Genomic DNA, 17090 nt, shown 5'->3' on the forward strand with positions numbered 1-17090 from the left:
TCCGTGCGGAGGGTCCGGCTTGCGACACTCGTCTCCGTGCGCCAGGAGCACCTCGAGGCAGCGGTGCCCGTCGGGGCGGACCCCCGGCGGTACGCGCGCGTGCTCGCGCGGGTGCACGAGGCCGCGCTCTCGGGCGCGAGCCCACCCGCCGAGCCGCGCGCGGTCATCGGCGCGTCCTGGCAGTGCATGCGGCGGCTCGGCCTGGACCCCGACCACGGCCGGGACGGCAGGCCGCTGTCCACCGAGGACGTCGAGGCCAGGCGCCGCGCCAGCGGGCTCGCCGACGCACTGCCGATCCTGCGCAGCGGTCTGATCAGCGTGGCCGAGGAGGCCGCGCACATCATGGTGGTCGTCGATGGCGACGCGTGTGTGCTCTGGCGCGAGGGCAGCAACGCCGTGCGGCACCGCGCCGACCGGCTCGGGTTCACCGAGGGCGTGTCGTGGGACGAGAACCACGTCGGCACCAACGCCATCGGCACCGCGCTCGTCGCCCGCAGGCCCATGCAGGTCTACTCGGCCGAGCACTACGTCCGCTCCCATCACGCGTGGACGTGCGCGGCGGCGCCGCTGCACGACCCCCGCGACGGCAGGCTGCTCGGAGTCGTCGACCTCTCCGGCCCGGCCGCGACCGTGCACGCCACCACGCTCGCGCTGGTCGACGCGGTGGCGAAGCTCGCCGAGTCGCAGCTGCGCAACGCCCACCTCGCCGAGCTGGAACGCCTGCGCGCCGCGGCCCTGCCCGTGCTGTCGAAGGTGCCGGGCCGCGCGATGGTCACCGACGAGCACGGCTGGGTCGCCGCCGTGTCCGGGCTCGCGCCACTGGATCGCGTGCCGCTGCCCCGCGGCTGCGCACCGGGCGAGGCATGGCTGCCCTCGCTCGGAACCTGCCTGGTCGAGCCGGTTCCCGGTGGCTGGCTCGTGCGGGTCACCGAGCACGACACCGAGCGCGGGACCACCAGGGCCGTGCTGGACGTTCGCTCGCCGAGGGACTGCACGCTCACCGTCGCCGGACCGAGCGGCACCTGGTCCTACCCGCTGAGCCCGCGCCACGCGGAGATGCTGTACGTCCTCGCGTGCCACCGCGATGGCCGCTCGGCCGCGGAACTGGCGCTGGACCTCTTCGGCGACGCCGAACGCACGGTCACCGTGCGTGCCGAGATGTCCCGGCTGCGCAGGCGGCTCGGCACGATCCTCGCGCGCAGGCCCTACCGGTTCGCCGACGATCTCGAGGTGGTGCTCGAACGGCCGGAGGCTCCCGAGCTGGTGCTGCCCCACTCGACGGCCCCGGCGTTGCGTAACCCGTAGGTGCGCCTCCCAGTACGCACCCTGGGCGCATCACAGCCCCGCCACGATCTTGGTCCGTTCGTGGAGTCCGTGGTTGTCGTTGCCGGGACTCGGCTACGGTCATGCGGGTGCTGGAACTGGGTGGAGGAACGCGATGACGAGCACCGTGACCCCTCGTGGTCCGGGTGTGCCCGCACCCCCTGGGCAGCCGGTGCCCCCGGAGGAGCCGCGCGGTCAGCGTTCGGGGCTCGCCTGGCTGCTCGAACTGCCGGGCAACGCCGTCCGCGGCATCGCCCGGTCGGCCGCGACCAGTCCCGGCAGGCTCTCGCTCATCGCGACCGGACTCATCGTGCTGGCCCTGCTCACGGGCGTGATCGGTACGGTCTCCGTGCAGAACCGCGCGAACACGATCGACGACCTGATCGACCACAGGGAACCGCTCGCGGCCTCCGCGCAGGAGGTCTACCGGTCGCTGTCCGATGCCGACGCGACGGCGGCGAGCGCGTTCCTCTCCACCGGCGCCGAGCCGCCCGAGTTGCGGGAGCGCTACGAGCTGGACATCGCCACGGCCGGCGCGGCGCTTGCGAGGGCGGCGTCCGACTCGGGCGGGGTCGCCGAGGCGGCGAGGCAGGTCGAGATCCTCAGCCAGCAGCTGCCGGTCTACACCGGGCTGATCGAAACCGCGCGGGCCAACAACCGGCAGGGCTTCCCCGCCGGCGCGGCCTACCTGCGGGAGGCGTCCGAGCTGATGCGGGCGAAGATCCTGCCTGCCGCGCAGGAGCTGTACGAGATCGACACGGACCGGCTCGTGGAGGAGCAGGACGACGCCACCGGTGTCCCGTGGCTCACCGCGCTGCTCGTGCTCGGCCTGCTCGGCGCGCTCATCGCCACGCAGATCTACCTCAAGCGCAAGACCAACCGCGTCTTCAACGTCGGCCTCGTGGTGGCCACGATCGCCGTGGGCATCGCGATCCTGTGGAGCGCCGCGGCGCTCACCGTGCAGAGCGTGCTCGTCAGCAGCGGGAGCAGCGACGGCACCGAGCAGTCCGACCTGCTCGTGCGCGCCAGGATCGCCGCGCTGCAGGCCCGCGCGGACGAGACGCTCACGCTCGTCGCGCGGGGCGGTGGCGAGTCGTACCAGGAGGAGTACGCGCAGCTGATGGGTCAGCTCGTGGGTGAGGACGGCAACGGCGGCCTGCTCGGCGAGGCGGCGGATCGCTCGGCTGGCCTGCCATCGGCCGGGCACGTCGACTCGGCGGTCACCCACGCGACCGCGTGGCGCGAGGCTCATGGCCAGCTGCGCGAACTCGACGGCTCGGGCAACTACGACGGTGCGGTGCAGATGGCGATCGACGGCTCACAGGACCGCACCGCTGCCGCCGCGTTCAACCGGCTCGACCGGGAACTGGCCGCCGCGATCGAGTCGGGGCGGCAGTCCTTCCTCGACGACACGACCAACGCCTCGCGCGCGCTGGTGCTGCTCGCGCCGGGCTTCGCGGTTCTTGCCGTGATCGCCGCGCTGGGCACCACGCTGGGCATCCGGGAAAGGCTGCGGGAGTACCGCTGATGACACCTACGAAACGACTTGGCGCCGCGCTGTCGGCGTTCGCCCTGCTGATCGCGGGCTGCGGGTCGCCGGGTGCGCCCGTCGACCCCGCTCCCGTCGGCTCCGTCGAGCGGCCCCAGCCCGCCAACGCCGCCGTGGAGAACGACGTCGAGGGCGGCGGTTCCATCGACACCAGCTGCGACCCGACGGCGAGCCTTTCGCCGAACGGGTCCATCCAGTCCGGGTCCACGATGGACGAGATCCAGAAGCGCGGCTACCTCAGCGTCGGCGTCGACCAGAACACCTTCCTGTTCGGCTTCCGCAATCCCACCACAGGCGCGCTCGAGGGCTTCGACATCGACATCGCCAGGGAGGTCGCACGCGAGATCTTCGGCGACCCCAACGCCGTGCAGTTCCGGGCGATCACCTCGGCGCAGCGCATTCCCGCGCTGCAGAACGGTGACGTCGACATCGTGGTGCGCACGTTCTCGATCACGTGCGAGCGCCTCGAGGACATCGCCTTCTCCACCGTGTACTACGTCGCGGGGCAGAAGGTGCTCGTCGACAAGCACTCCACGGTGAAGGGCATCCAGGACCTCGGCGGCAAGCGCGTGTGCGCCGCCAAGGAGTCCACGTCGCTGAAGAACATCGCCGCCGCCGACCCGAAGCCGGTTCCGGTTTCGGTGGACGACTGGTCCGACTGCCTGGTGATGCTGCAGCAGGGCCAGGTCGAGGCGGTGTCCACGGACGACACCATCCTCGCCGGGATGGCCGAGCAGGATCCCACGGTCAAGATCGTCGGCGAGCGCTTCACCGACGAGCTCTACGGCATCGGCGTGCCGAAGGAGAACGAGGACATGGTCCGCTTCGTCAACGCGGTGCTGGAGCGGGTGCGCGGTGGCGCGTGGCAGCAGAGCTACAACAGGTGGCTGCTGGATCGCCTCGGCCCCGCGAGCCCGCCTGCCCCCAACTACCAGTGACACCTCCCGGAGGTAGCAGCAGTGTCGGATGAGCCACGCCGTCCTCGGCACGCCGCGCCGGACGACGAGCCGGAGGGCAGCGGCTGGACGCAGCCACCGGAGGTCCTCACCGGCTCACAGCCGGCCCCGGCCGAGCCGCCCGCGCGGCCCGCGGCCCCGCCGCCCGCGCCGGTGGCGCCGAACACCCAGGTCATGACCCCGCACTGGCAGCGGAACAACGAGCCGCAGCCCACCAGTGTGCTCGCGGCGCCCGCTCCCGCGACGGAGAGCATCACGCCACCCGCGCCGCCGCCGGAGCCGTCCGGACCGGGCACGTTGCCAGACCCCGGCACCGAGAGCGTCCTGCCGCCGAGCACCAGCGGCGGCATCGTGCCCGGAACCGGTGCGGGCACGGGTCCCGGCACCGGGCCCGGCACGGGTTCCGGCGCGTTCCCCGGCACGTCCCGCCGCACGGGCTCGCGCACATCGCGCCGCGGCAGGCTCGGCGCGGGCCTGGTCGAGGTGCCGCAGGTGCCCTACCGCGACCCGGCGTCGGCGGTGCTGACGAACCCGATGGTCTCCGAGGAGAAGCGGTTCTGCGGCAACTGCGGCGCCAAGGTCGGTCGCGGCCGCGACGGTGCGCCCGGCAACCCGCAGGGAGTGTGCGAGAAGTGCGGCACGCGGTTCTCGTTCGTGCCCAAGCTCCAGCCCCACGAGCTGGTCGGCGGCCAGTACGAGGTGCTCGGCGCGCTGGCCTACGGTGGGCTCGGCTGGATCTACCTCGCGCAGGACCACAACGTCAACGACCGCTGGGTCGTCCTCAAAGGACTGATCGACACCGGCGACGCCACCGCGATGGCGGCCGCCGTCAACGAGACGCGGTTCCTCGCCGAGGTCGAGCACGCGAACATCGTCCGCATCTACAACTTCGTGCAGCACCCCGATCCCGACACGGGCACGTCCGTCGGCTACATCGTGATGGAGTACGTCGGCGGGCAGTCGCTGCGGCAGCTCGCGCTCGCCCACCACAGGGAGACCGGGCGCGCCGAGCCGCTGCCGATCGGCCAGGTGATCGCCTACGGGCTGGAGATCCTGCCCGCGCTGGGCTACCTGCACTCACAGGGTTTGCTCTACTGCGATCTCAAGCCCGACAACGTGATCCAGACGCACGAGCAGCTGAAGCTCATCGACCTCGGCGCCGTGCGCCGCATGGACGACTACTCCAGCCCGCTGTTCTTCACCACCGGCTACAGCGCCCCCGAGCTGCCGACGCGCGGCGCCTCCGTGGCCTCCGACCTGTTCACGGTCGGCCGGACACTCGCGGTGCTGAGCTTCGAGTTCACCGGCTACACCACGAAGTACAAGACGACCCTGCCGAGCCAGGACGACGTCCCGCTGTTCAAGCTCTTCGGCTCGTACTACCGGTTCCTGCGCCGCGCGACGCACGCGGACCCGGACCGCCGGTTCGTCTCGGCCGAGGACATGGCCGACCAGCTCACCGGCGTGCTGCGTGAGATCATGTCGCTGGGCACCAGGAAGCAGCGGCCAGCGCCGTCCAATGTGTACGGTCCGGAGACCAACACGTTCGGCGTCGACATGGTGGTGCCGGAGCCGGGGCAGAGCGTGCCGCTGCCCGACCCCGCCGAGGTGGTCGCCGGGCTGCCGATCCCGCAGGTGCACACCGACGACGCCGGTGCGGGTGTGCTCGCCACGACGGCGTCGGCCGACCCGAGGACGGCCATCGAGGCGCTCGCGAACGCCCCGCGCGAGTCGATCGAGGTGCGGCTGCGCATCGTGCGTGCCCGCATCGAGCTCGGCGAGCTGGCCGAAGCGAACCGGCAGTTGCAGGCCGCGCAGTATCTCGCGATCAAGGCCGGGTACCCGCACGACTGGCGCATCGACTGGTACCGGGGGCTCATCGAGCTCGCGGGCGGCAGGCCGAGGGTCGCGCACGTGGCCTTCGACTCGGTGTACGACGAGTTGCCCGGCGAGATCGCACCGAAGCTCGCGATGGCCTTCAGCGCGGAGAGCGTGGGCGACTACTTCAACGCCTCCAGGCTGTACGAGCTGGTGTGGCGTACCGACCGCTCCTACGTGAGCGCCGCGTTCGGGCTCGCGAGGGTCTACCTCGCGCAGGGTGCGCGCGCGAGCGCGATCGAGGTGCTGGAGTCGGTGCCGTCGTCGTCGACGCACCATGTCGCCGCGCAGGTCGCCGCCATCAAGATCAAGACGAGGATCACGGGCGGCGGGGCAGAGGACACGAGGGAGCGCGACATCGTTGACGCGGGCGCCAGGCTGGAGCGCCTCGCGCTCGACGCCGAGCGCCGCACGCGGCTGTCGGCCGAGGTGCTGGAGGCCGCCTTCCACTGGGTCACCTCCGGAGGCTCCGGCAACGGGCGGGTGCAGGGCGCGAAGGTGCTCGGGTGCGACCTCTCCGAGCGGGAGCTGCGGTTCGGCCTCGAGCGCTGCTACCGCTCGCTGGCGAGGCTGGCGGGCAGCGCGGAGCAGCGGATCGAGCTGGTCGACAAGGCCAACGCCATCCGCCCCCGCACCCTCACTTAGTGAGCTCCACGATCGTGATGTCGGGCGGGGCGCCGACCCGCACGGGCGGGCCCCAGAACCCCGCGCCGCGCGTGACGTACATCTTCGTGTCGCCGAACGTGTAGGACCCGGCGACGGCGCCCTGCTGGAGGCTCACGGCGAGCTCGAACGGCGAGAGTTGCCCGCCGTGCGTGTGCCCGGCGAGCATCAGGTCCACGTCGTGTTCGACGGCGCCGGGCACGTCGCGCGGCTGGTGCGCGAGCATGACCACGGCGCGGTCGGCGTCCCTGCCCTCGACGGCCCTGGCCACGTCGCCGGGGTCCTGCCACTGGTAGCCGGTGTGGTCGTTGATGCCGGCCAGGTGGAACGTCCCGCCGTTGTGCTCGATGTCGACGTGCTCGTTGCGCAACGGCCGCACGCCCAGTGACGGCAGGTGGTCGAGCCACTGGCGATAGTCCGAGTAGTACTCGTGGTTGCCGGTGACGTAGAACGTGCCGTGTGTGCTGCGCAGGTCGCCCAGCGGCGCGGCTGCCTCCGCGAGGTGCTTGACGTCGCCGTCCACGAGGTCACCCGCGATGGCGACGACATCGGGCCGCTCGGCGTTGATCAGCTCCACGATCCGCTCGGTGAACGAGCGGCCGACGATCGGCCCGAGATGCACGTCGCTGATCAGCGCGATGCGGCAGCCCGCCGCGCGCGGGTCGAGCCTGCGCAGGGAGATCGGTACCCGCGTCACCGTCGGCGCTCCCGTGGCAACTGTGACGCCGTAGCCGACGAAGCCCGTGGCCACCACGCCCGCCACCGCCGCGCTGCCCCTGGCCAGCACCACGCGCCTGCTGACGCCCCTCTGCTCGGCGTCCTCGCTCGCGGGCTCCGGCTTCCCACGCACCCAGCGACGCAGGAAGAGCCGCGGGATCTCCAGCACCAGCAGTGCCAGCAACAGGTAGAAGAACGTCGCCAGCCACAGGTAGCCGGGCCAGGCGAACCACTGCGCGATCGCCGGGTCGGTGCTCGTGCCCAGCGTGAGCGCGGCGACCATCAGCAGCATCAGCACCACGAGCGCCGCAGTGCCGACCCGGCGGGCGCGCGTGCCGCGTCGGGTGGTGTCGGCCACCAGACGCTTCCACAGATAGACGTGTACGACAGCGAGCAGGGCGCTCGCCACGAGGATGAACATCAGGGGTTGATGTCCCAGTCCTCGCGTCTGCGGCGGGCCGACGCGGCGAGCTTGTCCAGCGCGTCCTTGTCGCCGTGTGTCGTGAAGTGCTCGACCCCCACAGTGACGAACAGGCCGCGCGCGCGAACCGCGACGGGGCCGTCCGCGGCGTCGAGCCTGCCCTCGGCGCTCGCGTAGGTCTTGCGGCCCGCGACGCCGTCCAGCTTCGCCGAGATGAACAGCGTGGAGCCGACCGGCACCGGCCGCACGAAGTCGGTCTCCAGCTTGGCGGTCACCGCGGGCTTGCGCAGCAGGTTGCCGACCGCCGCGCCGAGGGCCTCGTCGAACGCGCAGGCCAGCAGCCCGCCGTGCGCCAGCCCTGGTGCGCCCTGGTGGGCCTCGGTGACGGCGAACTCCGACACCACCTCGGCGCCGTCGGTGACCGACGACTGGAGGTGGAGGCCCACCTCGACCTCGTCCCCGCAGCCGAAGCAGTGCGAGTAGTGCACCCCCAGCTTGCTGCCCGGCTGCGGGGCCTTGGGATGGGGAACGGCCGGCTCGGTCTCGACCGGCGGCCAGCTCTGTCCAGCGTTGCTCACCCGGTCAAGTTAGCCGGTTGCCGGTGCGGACGGCGTTGTGGTGCCGCTCTGGCACTGGCGCGAACTGACGATCCCGCGCATCGAGACGCCCTTGGTCTCCGGCAGGAGCAGCACCGGGACGGTGGCGATCGCGGCGGCTCCCATCAGGTAGAACGCCGGCCACAGGGTGTTGCCGGTGGCGTCGACGAGCGAGCCGACGACGTAGGGTGCGGTGCCGGCGAACAGCGCGGTCGACACGTTGTAGCCGATGGAGAAGGCGCCGTAACGGACCTGTGTGGGGAACATCGCAGGCAGGGTGGACGCGACGACGGCGAGGAACAGCACCAGGCAGGCGCCGATCATCGCCAGGCCGCCGACGAGCATGCCCGCGTTGACGCCGCCGTTCTCGCCCACGCTGTTCTCCATGAGCGTGAACGCGGGAATCGGGAGCACCAGGAAGCCCGCGCAGCAGGCGATGAGGATCGGCTTGCGGCCGATTCGGTCCGACAGGCTGCCGATCGGCACGATCACCACGAGCATGGCGAGGATCACGCCCATCACGATCAGCAGCGGCGCGTCGCCCTCCATGCCGAGCACGTCCTTGAGGTACGTCTCGACGTACGCGAGCATGATCCAGTCACCGACGTTGAGCAGGATCACCAGGCCGATGAGGTGCAGGATCGACTTCCAGTGCCGGGTGAGCAGCTCCTTCAGCGGCGACTTGGCGACCTTCTTCTGGTTCTCGATCTCGCGGAACACCGGGGTGTCCTCGAGCTTGTTCCGCAGGTAGAGACCGACGAGCCCGAGCGGGCCGGCGATCAGGAACGGGATGCGCCAGCCCCACTGCTGCATGGCCTCCTCGCCGAGGAGCACCGTCGAGAGCGTCACCACGCCCGCGCCGAGGAAGAAGCCGACGAGCGTGCCGAACTCCAGCCAGCTGCCGAGGAAGCCGCGCTTCTTGTTTGGAGCGTACTCGGCGATGAACGTGGCCGCGCCGCCGTACTCGCCGCCGGCGGAGAAGCCCTGCAGGGCGCGCAGCAGGATCACGAGCACCGCCGCGGCCGGCCCGATCTGCTCCCACGACGGCAGCAGGCCGATCGCGAACGTGGAACCCGACATGAGGATGACCGTCAGCGCCAGCACCCGCTGCCTGCCGAGTTTGTCGCCGAGCGGGCCGAGCACGAAGCTGCCGAACGGCCGGATGACGAACGTCACCGCGAGCACCGCGAAGGTCGCGAGGGCCCCCTCCGTCGTGCTGCTCGCGTTGAAGAAGACCTGGCCGAGGATGGCAGGCATGAAGCCGAAGACGCCGAAGTCGTACCACTCGATGCAGTTGCCCATCGCCGAACCGGCGACGGCCTTGCGGACGTCTTTCGGATCTGGTTCATAGGTCGCACCCTGTGGGCGGGGTGCTGCGTCCTCCGGCATTGGGGACCTCCCGGCACTGGCTTGCGTTGTTCAGTCAGTGTCGGAAAATTTCAACCTTGGTGCCACTTGGGCAACGGCTTTTGTCCGGAAGATGACGAGGCGCCGGGAGACATGGATCTCCCGGCGCCCCTTCGATCGCTCGTCACCCGTTCAACGCCGACATGGAGGTCCACTCCTCCCAGGAGTAGGTCCAGTCGTGGTAGTCGCCGTCCTCGGGGCCGAGTTGCTGAGTGCTGCCCTCGATCTCCACCGGGTCGCCGATGAGCGCGCTGTCGAAATACTCCTTGGCGTTGGCGTCGGACAGGTTGATGCAGCCGTGGGAGACGTTGTTGGACCCCTGATCGCCGACCGACCACGGCGCCGCGTGCGTGAACTCGCCGTTGTTCGAGATCCGCACGGCCCAGCTCACCTCGAAGTCCTCGTACCCGTAGCCGGGGTTGTTCATGAAGTACGTCGAGTGCTTGCTCATCACCACGTGCGTGCCGCTGTGCGTGACGCGACCCGGATCGGAGTCGAGCCCGAAGCTCGCCGGGTAGTCGGAGACCAGCTGACCGTCCCGGTACACCTGCATCCGGTGGGTCTGGGTGTTGGCCTTCACGACCTGAGAGCGGCCGATGGTGAAGTTGGAGGTCAGGTCGGCCTCCCCGTAGGCGCCGTCACCCATCGACACCCCGTAGATCAGCGCCTTGACCGCGACCTGTGTGCCCGGCTGCCAGTACTCCTTCGGCCGCCAGTGCACCGACGTGTCGCTCTCCAGCCAGGCCCACGAGCCCTCGGTCTTCGGGGTGGTCTCCACCGACAGCGCCCGCTCGACGGCGGCCTTGTCGGTGACCGGGCTGTCGAAGGTCAGCGTGATCGGCATGGCGATGCCGTACGTCTTGCCGTCGCCGACGTTCAGCCGCCCGCCCATGGTCGCCGAGGGAGACACCGTGGTGAACGAGCCGGCGATCGGCGTCGTCTCGCCCTCGGAGTTCACAGCGGTGCCCGACCACGTGTACGTCTTGTCGTACCCGAGCGGCTCGGTGACCGACCAGCTCCGCTTGTCGCCGGCGAGCTCGCCCGCGACCTCTTTGCCCTCCGGGTTCTTCAGTGCCACCGTCTCGATGGTGCCGTCGGTGACCGAGACCTTGACAGGGTCGCGTGGTCCGACGCCCTGCGCACCGTCGGCGGGCTGCGCGACGACCTTGGCCGGAGCGGACTGGTCGTCGGCTTCTCCTTGTTGCTGAGGGCTTTCTCCTCCGCTGCCCTCACCCGAGCATGCGGTGAGCGCCAGCAGGAACGCCAGTACGAGCGCCAGCAGCCCGCCGGTGCGCCCGCCGCGTCCGAACCACGGCCCCCGGTGTTGGTGTGTCATGTTCATTGCCCCCTTGATCTCCCCGTGTACCCCCACTGACGCCCGGTGAAAGCCGTTCGTTGCACCGGGAAAAATGTGACTGCCATCACATCCAGTGGGGTTGTAGTTCAGCTGTACGGGCGATGGTGCGGTTCCGCTCCGTGAGTGGACGCCGGGCTGCTGGGCGCTACCGTCACCCCGCTGGAAGGGTTGATCGCCGGAGGCGCGGACTATGCAACCTCCCGGAGAAGAGTCCGCCCAGTCGGACCAACCTGAGATTGCGGGGTTCGCAAACGGCCGGTAGCCGGTAGGCTGCCGGGTGGCCGTCGTTTTGCGTGTTAGTGGCTTCACACTCGCGGAACTTCTGACGCGAGCCCTGAGCCGCCGCGCTCTTTGCTCGTCTCGTTGGAACCGCCCGGGACGGCCAGGACATCGCTTCGGCGGTGTTCATGCGGAACAGCAACGAGGAGTAAAACGGTGGCGCAAGGCACTGTGAAGTGGTTCAACGCCGAGAAGGGCTTCGGCTTCATCGCCCAGGACGGCGGCGAGGGCGACGTGTTCGTCCACTACTCGGAGATCGAGGGTCGCGGCTTCCGCACGCTCGAGGAGAACCAGCGAGTGGAGTTCGAGGTCGGCCAGGGTCAGAAGGGGCCGCAGGCCCAGAAGGTTCGCGCTCTCTAAGCGCGTCACCCCCTGACTGCATCGAGCCCCCGGCGGAGTTTCCGCCGGGGGCTCGATCGTTTCGCGTCGGTGTGTCCGCGCCTGTCAGCCGAGGCCGCCGCGGAGGGGCTGCTCCCACTGCTGACGGTCGAAGACGTACTGGTCGGTCTGCGGTTCGGGGTCGGGCGCCTGCGCGCGGCGCGGCTGGCGCAGGTCGGACGCGGCCTGCGCCTCCCACGCGAGACGCTCCAGCACCCATTCCTGGGCGAGCGCCTGCGGCGAGGTGCCGCGCTCGATGGCGAGGTCCTTCAGTTGCTGGCTGGCGATGAGGTTCATGCGGAGCTGGTAGACCTGCGCATCACCGAAGCGCCTGCCGGACCCGGTGCTCTCCGGGTCGGTCTCGGGCGCCAGTGCCGCGAGGTAGCTCGTCAGCTCGTGGTCTTCGGCGGCGGGGTCCGCGTCCTGTGTGGCGGCGCCGCGGTGTCGACCGCCGTTCACTGCCTTGAGGTTGGTGCGGCTGCTGAGCCGTCCGAATGAGGGAAGAGGCACCCGGACACGATAACGGTTGTGTCTCGGCCGCGATACGCCTGTGACCCTACCCACACCGCGTGTCGCGCTCTTTTCTCCGAAGTTGTGCCATCTGGAGTAGTCGCTTACCTGCCTGGCGCAGCAGGTGAATGCATTCTGTAGCCGACGGTCGTTTCCCAATGGGCAAGATCGAATTGGTGTGGAAATGGAGAGGCCCCCGCGCCAGGGGGAGGAACGCGGGGGCCGGAGGGGATCTCCACAGGCGCTGACCGGGGGTGTGTCAGCACGATGATTGTTACATGACATGGCCGGGCGCCGCGAGTGTTGCGTCCGAAAAAGGGCTCCGACCTGTCATTTCTCCGTTGCCGGAGCGACATTTCCGAACTGTCCCCGAATGGCCGCTCAAGTCCACGCAGCGTGCTTGGAGCTTCACTCTGCGGGGGGCTGTCGAGGGGTTCCCGTGCTGGCTAGCCTCGCGGCCAAGGTGATCCAGAAGCCCCAGGAGGAACCATGAGCGGGTCTGTGGAAGTGCGGCAGTTCCTCCTTCGTTACGAGGGAGAAGGGCAGGGTGCCGGGCTCGGCGGCGTGCCGGCGCAGCGGGCCGGGCAGGCCGACGCTCCGCGGGTCTCCGACGACCAGGTGCGAAGGGCGAGGCTCGCCGTGGCGCGAGGAGCCCGTGGGATCGAAGACTGCGCCCAGTTGCTGGACATGCTGGGACTAAAGCCTGACGACGACGGCAACGCGCCGGTGCAGCGCTAGCAGCGCGCTGGACAACCGCTGCCTACTGCGCGACGCCCAGACGGCGCCTCGCCACGCTGTCGGAAAGCCCGAGTACGACCCGGTACGAGGACTTCCCCCGCCTTGCGAGGCCGCCGTCTGGATCGCCGCTCGCTACGGGCGGGTTCTTCAGGGCACTCCTAGGCGTTGTGTGCCGGGCCCCCAGGCTGCCCAGGTGCACACCCCCTGGTCGTGCACCTGGGCAGCACGAGGCTCAAGTTACTGGTCCAGACCCTCACGGGGCAATTGATTGCCGGTGGCAACAGTGTTTCGCCACAGGGTCTTTCGCTTTCGTAAACGTGACGACAAGGTTTTCGTAACGCTGTTGTCCCGTGCGGGCCCCCGCCGGGGCCTGCCGGTGCTCGCTCGGGCCGGAGGAGGGTTTGTGCAGGTCAGAGTTGATGGGGTACCCGCTGTGAATGGGGTTGTGGGGGTGTCCTAGACTAGTCATCGCTCCCAGGGAAAGACCTGAGAGCGCGGTCGGTCGGTTCGCCGAACTGGCCGGGCTCCCATCGTCTAGCGGCCTAGGACTCCGCCCTTTCAAGGCGGCAACGCGGGTTCGAATCCCGTTGGGAGTACGCAACACGGTAAGGCCCTGTGGCGCAGTTGGTTAGCGCGTCGCCCTGTCACGGCGAAGGTCGCGGGTTCGAGTCCCGTCAGGGTCGCCAGAGCGTTCGGCTGGAAGCCGGCGTATCCGGCCAGGTAGCTCAGTTGGTACGAGCGTCCGCCTGAAAAGCGGAAGGTCGCCGGTTCGACCCCGGCCCTGGCCACTCCCTCTACCTGCGAAAACGGCCCCCGTCGACCCCGGCGGGGGCCGTTTCATCTGTGGTCGTCTCAGTCCTCGTCTCATTTGCCTTTGCCGCTACGCCCGCTGCCGCCGAGCGAGCCTCTCCGGTCGACGTCTCGGCAGACACAGGTTCTGCCACGTATCTCCACTTCTCGCCGCTGAGATTGGCACAGGGGGCCTCCCAGACGCGCGGGGTGGACCATCACAGCCCGTGTGCGGCGCTACGGGAAGTGGGCGCCGGGATGCTCGGCGAGGACGGAGTGCCTGCCGAGCGGGCTGTTCGCGTACACCAGGGCAGGGCACGGCGGCAGCAGTTGCAGATCAGGAATGCCGCCCGGGCCGCATCAGCGCCGCCGCTCGCTACGCAATTTGCGTACTGCCGCAGAATCATGTGGTGGACGCCTCCGTGTCCGTGGCCAAGCTCGCCGAGAAGGAACCAGGCTCCCTCGATCCCGGCGGCTCAATCCCGTAGTGGGTCCGGCACCGTTACCAGCGCTGCGCAACGCGACGAGCGCTCTTCAACGTCGCGCGCGGTCTCGATCGTGGCCAGTAGCGGTGGAGCGTTAGCGCGATTCCCGAGCCAAGTCGTAGTCCGTCGCGGGCCAGCTCGCCGAGGCGGCCGAGTGGCACCCGCGACACCGTTCCTGCCTGGTGCGGGTCCGAACCATCGCCCACCTGATCAGCGCTTGCCTCCGGCGGCAGACGTAGAGGTGCGCGCTGTCCGGGGCAGCGGTCAGGGGACCACAAAGTCGTTGCTGTTTGTGCGTTGACGAGCACGGAACTGCGCGTGACGTTCGAGTTCTCACTCGGAAGCCACTGGACTGAGCACATCCGAACCGGAGCTAGCCATGCGAAAGATCATGGCCACGTTGGCGCTCGCATCCGTTGCGGGCCTCGGCGCGGCGGCGTGCAGCGACAACGAAACCAGCGGAGGGCAGCGGCCGCAGCCTGCAGCAGCACCACCCCAAGTATCACCAACTGGCAGCGGGCCAGACGAGTTCGACACTGGCATCATCAACCCGTGGGACACCAACAGGCGCGGTCACGTTCCCCTGTCCGTGGGCGAGTCGTTCACGCTCCCTTCCGCGCTCGGCGCGGCCGGTGACGCAACCTTCACACTCACCGGCCTCCGGCCCAACCCGCCGTGCGACCCCGAGACCGCGTCGTACGGCGAGAACCCGGACAACATCATGGCGCTCGACTTCCGGGTTAAGACCGGCAATGATCCCGAAACGAAGGACTGGCTCACTGAACTGTTCGCCGCTCCCACGTTCAAGGAACTCTCGCCCGACGGAGTCAGCCGCGAACCGCCCGGCCGCGGGTACCTGATCGGCTGCCTGGCTGACGTGGGTACTGACCCGTGGAGCTTCGGGCAGAATCAGGCCTACGAAGTCACCCTGGAAACCGGTGTGAGCCAACCGCAGGGCGCGACGCTGATCTTCCAGAACGTAAACCACGAGTACTACGGGGGACCGGCCGGTTGGGAGATCACCTACTGATAGTGGCAACGTGAACGAGTGGCTTTGGCCAGGCAGACCACGCCATCGCCCGCCACAGTAGCTTTCTGATCGAGAAGTTGCCTGCCGATTCAGCCTGCCGCGGGGCCGTGGCAGCATGGTTGCGAGAACCCGCACGCGTGCGGCCGCAAGTACCACAAGACGACGCCGTGCCTCGAGGGCTGCAAGCGGCACCACTGTAAGCCCTGCCCGCCGCCGTGCCCGCCTGACTGCACGAGTCACGCTCGCTGGTGCCCCCAGCGACACGGCGGTGGCCTGGTCGAGGTAGACATGAAGTCGAAAGCTGGCCGGCGTGGCATTGTGCTGCCAGACCGTCTGTTCGACCTGCTGCTCACGCACGCGGAGCAGCAGGCGAAGGAACGCGAGTTCGCCGACTCCGACTGGCACGGCGGCGACTGGATGTTCACCCAGCCGAACGGTACTCCGATTGACCCGCGCCGCGACCTCCGCGAATGGAAGGCGCTTCTCGAAGAAGCTGGCGTCCGCGAAGCTCGCCTGCACGACGCGCGCCGCACGGCGGCCACGGTGCTGCTCGTGCTCGGCGACGGCGGCGGACCAGCACGAAGAACGGCAGAGGGTGCTGCGCGAACTGTTGGGGGAGGTTGGCGAGGGTTCGTGGATCATGCCTCGCTTTCAGTGTGACTACGGCTATCTCATCCGGCTGGGGTCGAACAGCTTCCTGAACTATGACGCGATCCTGCTGGATTGCGCGTCGATCACGATCGGGGATGACGTGTCGATTGGGCCTCGGGTGCAGTTGTTGACGGCGTTGCATCCGGTGGACGAGCACGGGATGCGCCGGCAGCGGTGGGAGCGTGCCGAGCCGATCGTGATCGGTAACAACGTGTGGTTGGGCGGCGGAGTGATCGTGTGCGCTGGCGTAACGGTCGGTGACAACGCGGTGGTCGGCGCGGGGAGCGTGGTCACGCGGGACCTCCCGGCGCGTGTGCTCGCGGTAGGGAACCCGGCACGGGTGATTCGGAAGCTTGATCGTTAGGCGTCGAGCGGCCCTCGCGGCGCGCTTGCGCGCCGCTCTCGACCTGTTCGGGGGCAATTCGGCAGTACAGCGAGTTAGCTGATGGCGGTGCCCCTGCTGCGCGGGATCTCGCCTACCTCGCCAGCATGTGCTGTCCGCGGGGTTTGCCGGACGTGATGCCGGTGATCGACGGTGGGTGGAACAAAGCTGCGAGGACGCAGCCGATGCCGGGGACCAGGAGCGGGAAAACCTCGACCCAGTCGTCGTCCCCCCGGGCCGACATGACGATCATGATCACGACCGGGATCACGAGTAGCGCCGCGCCGGTCACGATCCAGGCCGCTCGACAGTTCCGGCGCCGCCGGAGCGCGTCGTCCACGCTGAGGACCGAGTACGGAACCATGTCACCGCACCGCGGACATGCGACGCTGCCGTGGCGCTCGCCATCTCGTGGACGTTGAACGGGAAACCGGTAGCCCGAATAGGTCGTCTGTTGGGGCGCGAAGAAGCCACCCTTCATACTCACCCAGCAACCGATGCTGAACGACGCGTCGGGGCGCAATTCCGCGGGCGTCAACAACTCGCGTAGCCGGCTCATGACCACAACATCCGTCGGACTTACCCCTTTCCGGCCCGGTCGAAGGCCCGATCATCGCAACGAACGTCGCTCGCGGTCCAGTGGTTGACCAGGCGCGCCCTGCGGAGGAAGCAGTGAGCCTCCGACGCGAAGCTCGACCCCACGGGGTAGCGGACCTGTGGGACACGGTGCGGGATCCGGACCTGCACCGTCCCGCGTGACCGCTTCGTCGAGGTCGCCCTCGAGGGCCGCGGGGCGATCGGCCTCGCCGAGGGTGCGTGTCCGCCGCGAGCCCGCGTTCGGCTAAGTTGAGTGGCGAGTTCGGACGGCCGGTCCAGCGGACCGGTCTCCGGGGGTCGTTGACGCCCCCACATTCGGCATCGTCGAACGTCGAGGAGCGTCATGTTCACCCAGTACAAGGGGATGACCCCGCCTTAACAGGC

At 69.3% G+C, this 17090-nt stretch carries 14 protein-coding genes, 3 tRNA genes and 1 pseudogene; 12 read left to right on the plus strand and 6 right to left on the minus strand.

Annotation, left to right across the window (positions count from 1 at the left end; all coding sequences use genetic code 11):
- Positions 1-36: 36 nt before the first annotated feature.
- From FCN18_RS31200 to FCN18_RS31215, 4 genes are all read left to right on the plus strand, one after another.
- Positions 37-1305 (plus strand): helix-turn-helix domain-containing protein, encoded by a 1269-nt coding sequence (locus FCN18_RS31200; protein WP_137096759.1) that lies wholly within the window; start codon positions 37-39, stop codon positions 1303-1305.
- 133 nt (positions 1306-1438) lie between these two features.
- Positions 1439-2851 carry a hypothetical protein gene (locus FCN18_RS31205; protein ID WP_113644590.1) on the plus strand — a complete coding sequence of 471 codons (1413 nt, stop codon included), beginning with the start codon at positions 1439-1441 and terminating at the stop codon, positions 2849-2851.
- Positions 2851-3810 carry a glutamate ABC transporter substrate-binding protein gene (locus FCN18_RS31210; RefSeq protein ID WP_137096760.1) on the plus strand — a complete coding sequence of 320 codons (960 nt, stop codon included), beginning with the start codon at positions 2851-2853 and terminating at the stop codon, positions 3808-3810. The genes FCN18_RS31205 and FCN18_RS31210 overlap by 1 nt, the downstream gene beginning before the upstream one ends.
- Before the next feature lie 21 nt (positions 3811-3831).
- Complete coding sequence (locus tag FCN18_RS31215; protein ID WP_137096761.1) at positions 3832-6351, plus strand: serine/threonine-protein kinase; 2520 nt, start codon at positions 3832-3834, stop codon at positions 6349-6351.
- On the opposite strand, the gene FCN18_RS31220 is transcribed toward FCN18_RS31215, so the two are convergent.
- The 4 genes from FCN18_RS31220 to FCN18_RS31235 form a co-directional block, all read right to left on the minus strand.
- Positions 6344-7507: a metallophosphoesterase gene (locus tag FCN18_RS31220; RefSeq protein ID WP_137096762.1), complete on the minus strand. Its 1164-nt coding sequence runs from the start codon at positions 7505-7507 to the stop codon at positions 6344-6346. The genes FCN18_RS31215 and FCN18_RS31220 overlap by 8 nt on opposite strands.
- Positions 7507-8085 (minus strand): PaaI family thioesterase, encoded by a 579-nt coding sequence (locus FCN18_RS31225; protein WP_112265205.1) that lies wholly within the window; start codon positions 8083-8085, stop codon positions 7507-7509. Before FCN18_RS31225 ends, FCN18_RS31220 begins: the two co-directional genes overlap by 1 nt.
- 9 nt (positions 8086-8094) lie before the next feature.
- Positions 8095-9492: an MFS transporter gene (locus FCN18_RS31230; RefSeq protein WP_112265203.1), complete on the minus strand. Its 1398-nt coding sequence runs from the start codon at positions 9490-9492 to the stop codon at positions 8095-8097.
- A 142-nt stretch (positions 9493-9634) separates the two neighbouring features.
- Positions 9635-10852, minus strand: coding sequence for a L,D-transpeptidase (locus tag FCN18_RS31235; protein WP_407675802.1), 1218 nt, complete (start codon positions 10850-10852; stop codon positions 9635-9637).
- 450 nt (positions 10853-11302) lie between these two features.
- Between FCN18_RS31235 and FCN18_RS31240 the strand changes: the two genes are divergently transcribed.
- Positions 11303-11506, plus strand: a complete 204-nt coding sequence (locus FCN18_RS31240; RefSeq protein ID WP_009156738.1) for a cold-shock protein — start codon at positions 11303-11305, stop codon at positions 11504-11506.
- Between the two features lie 84 nt (positions 11507-11590).
- Here the strand turns inward: FCN18_RS31240 and FCN18_RS31245 are convergent, their stop codons facing one another.
- Entirely contained in the window at positions 11591-12034 is a 444-nt protein-coding gene (locus FCN18_RS31245; RefSeq protein WP_112265199.1) for a hypothetical protein, read from the minus strand.
- A gap of 489 nt (positions 12035-12523) precedes the next feature.
- Between FCN18_RS31245 and FCN18_RS31250 the strand changes: the two genes are divergently transcribed.
- From FCN18_RS31250 to FCN18_RS31280, 7 genes and pseudogenes are all read left to right on the plus strand, one after another.
- A complete protein-coding gene (locus tag FCN18_RS31250) occupies positions 12524-12772 on the plus strand; it encodes a hypothetical protein (protein ID WP_112265197.1) in 249 nt (82 codons plus the stop codon).
- Between the two features lie 523 nt (positions 12773-13295).
- Positions 13296-13368 (plus strand) — tRNA-Glu (locus FCN18_RS31255).
- A gap of 13 nt (positions 13369-13381) precedes the next feature.
- Positions 13382-13458: transfer RNA gene (locus FCN18_RS31260), tRNA-Asp, on the plus strand.
- 28 nt (positions 13459-13486) lie between these two features.
- Positions 13487-13560 (plus strand) — tRNA-Phe (locus tag FCN18_RS31265).
- Between the two features lie 865 nt (positions 13561-14425).
- The gene (locus FCN18_RS31270; RefSeq protein ID WP_137096764.1) at positions 14426-15076 is read left to right on the plus strand and encodes a hypothetical protein; all 651 of its coding nucleotides are present in this window, start codon (positions 14426-14428) and stop codon (positions 15074-15076) included.
- Positions 15077-15184: 108 nt separating this feature from the next.
- A pseudogene (locus FCN18_RS40750) lies at positions 15185-15637 on the plus strand (site-specific integrase); the annotation flags it as partial.
- Positions 15638-15671: 34 nt separating this feature from the next.
- Entirely contained in the window at positions 15672-16091 is a 420-nt protein-coding gene (locus FCN18_RS31280) for a sugar O-acetyltransferase (RefSeq protein WP_228714226.1), read from the plus strand.
- Positions 16092-16203: 112 nt separating this feature from the next.
- Here FCN18_RS31280 and FCN18_RS31285 read toward each other — a convergent pair whose 3' ends face one another.
- Positions 16204-16668, minus strand: a complete 465-nt coding sequence (locus FCN18_RS31285; protein ID WP_137096765.1) for a hypothetical protein — start codon at positions 16666-16668, stop codon at positions 16204-16206.
- Positions 16669-17090 lie beyond the last annotated feature (422 nt).

The organism is Prauserella endophytica, assembly GCF_005146945.1.
Lineage (GTDB): Bacteria > Actinomycetota > Actinomycetes > Mycobacteriales > Pseudonocardiaceae > Prauserella_A > Prauserella_A endophytica.

Excerpts from the sequence above, each read along its gene's own strand:
- FCN18_RS31205 (WP_113644590.1), top strand. The coding sequence starts at position 1,439 with ATGACGAGCACCGTGACCCCTCGTGGTCCGGGTGTGCCCGCACCCCCT.
- FCN18_RS31210 (WP_137096760.1), top strand. The coding sequence starts at position 2,851 with ATGACACCTACGAAACGACTTGGCGCCGCGCTGTCGGCGTTCGCCCTG.
- FCN18_RS31220 (WP_137096762.1), bottom strand. The coding sequence starts at position 7,507 with ATGTTCATCCTCGTGGCGAGCGCCCTGCTCGCTGTCGTACACGTCTAT.
- FCN18_RS31230 (WP_112265203.1), bottom strand. The coding sequence starts at position 9,492 with ATGCCGGAGGACGCAGCACCCCGCCCACAGGGTGCGACCTATGAACCA.
- FCN18_RS31235 (WP_407675802.1), bottom strand. The coding sequence starts at position 10,852 with ATGAACATGACACACCAACACCGGGGGCCGTGGTTCGGACGCGGCGGG.
- FCN18_RS31250 (WP_112265197.1), top strand. The coding sequence starts at position 12,524 with ATGAGCGGGTCTGTGGAAGTGCGGCAGTTCCTCCTTCGTTACGAGGGA.
- FCN18_RS31270 (WP_137096764.1), top strand. The coding sequence starts at position 14,426 with ATGCGAAAGATCATGGCCACGTTGGCGCTCGCATCCGTTGCGGGCCTC.
- FCN18_RS31285 (WP_137096765.1), bottom strand. The coding sequence starts at position 16,668 with ATGAGCCGGCTACGCGAGTTGTTGACGCCCGCGGAATTGCGCCCCGAC.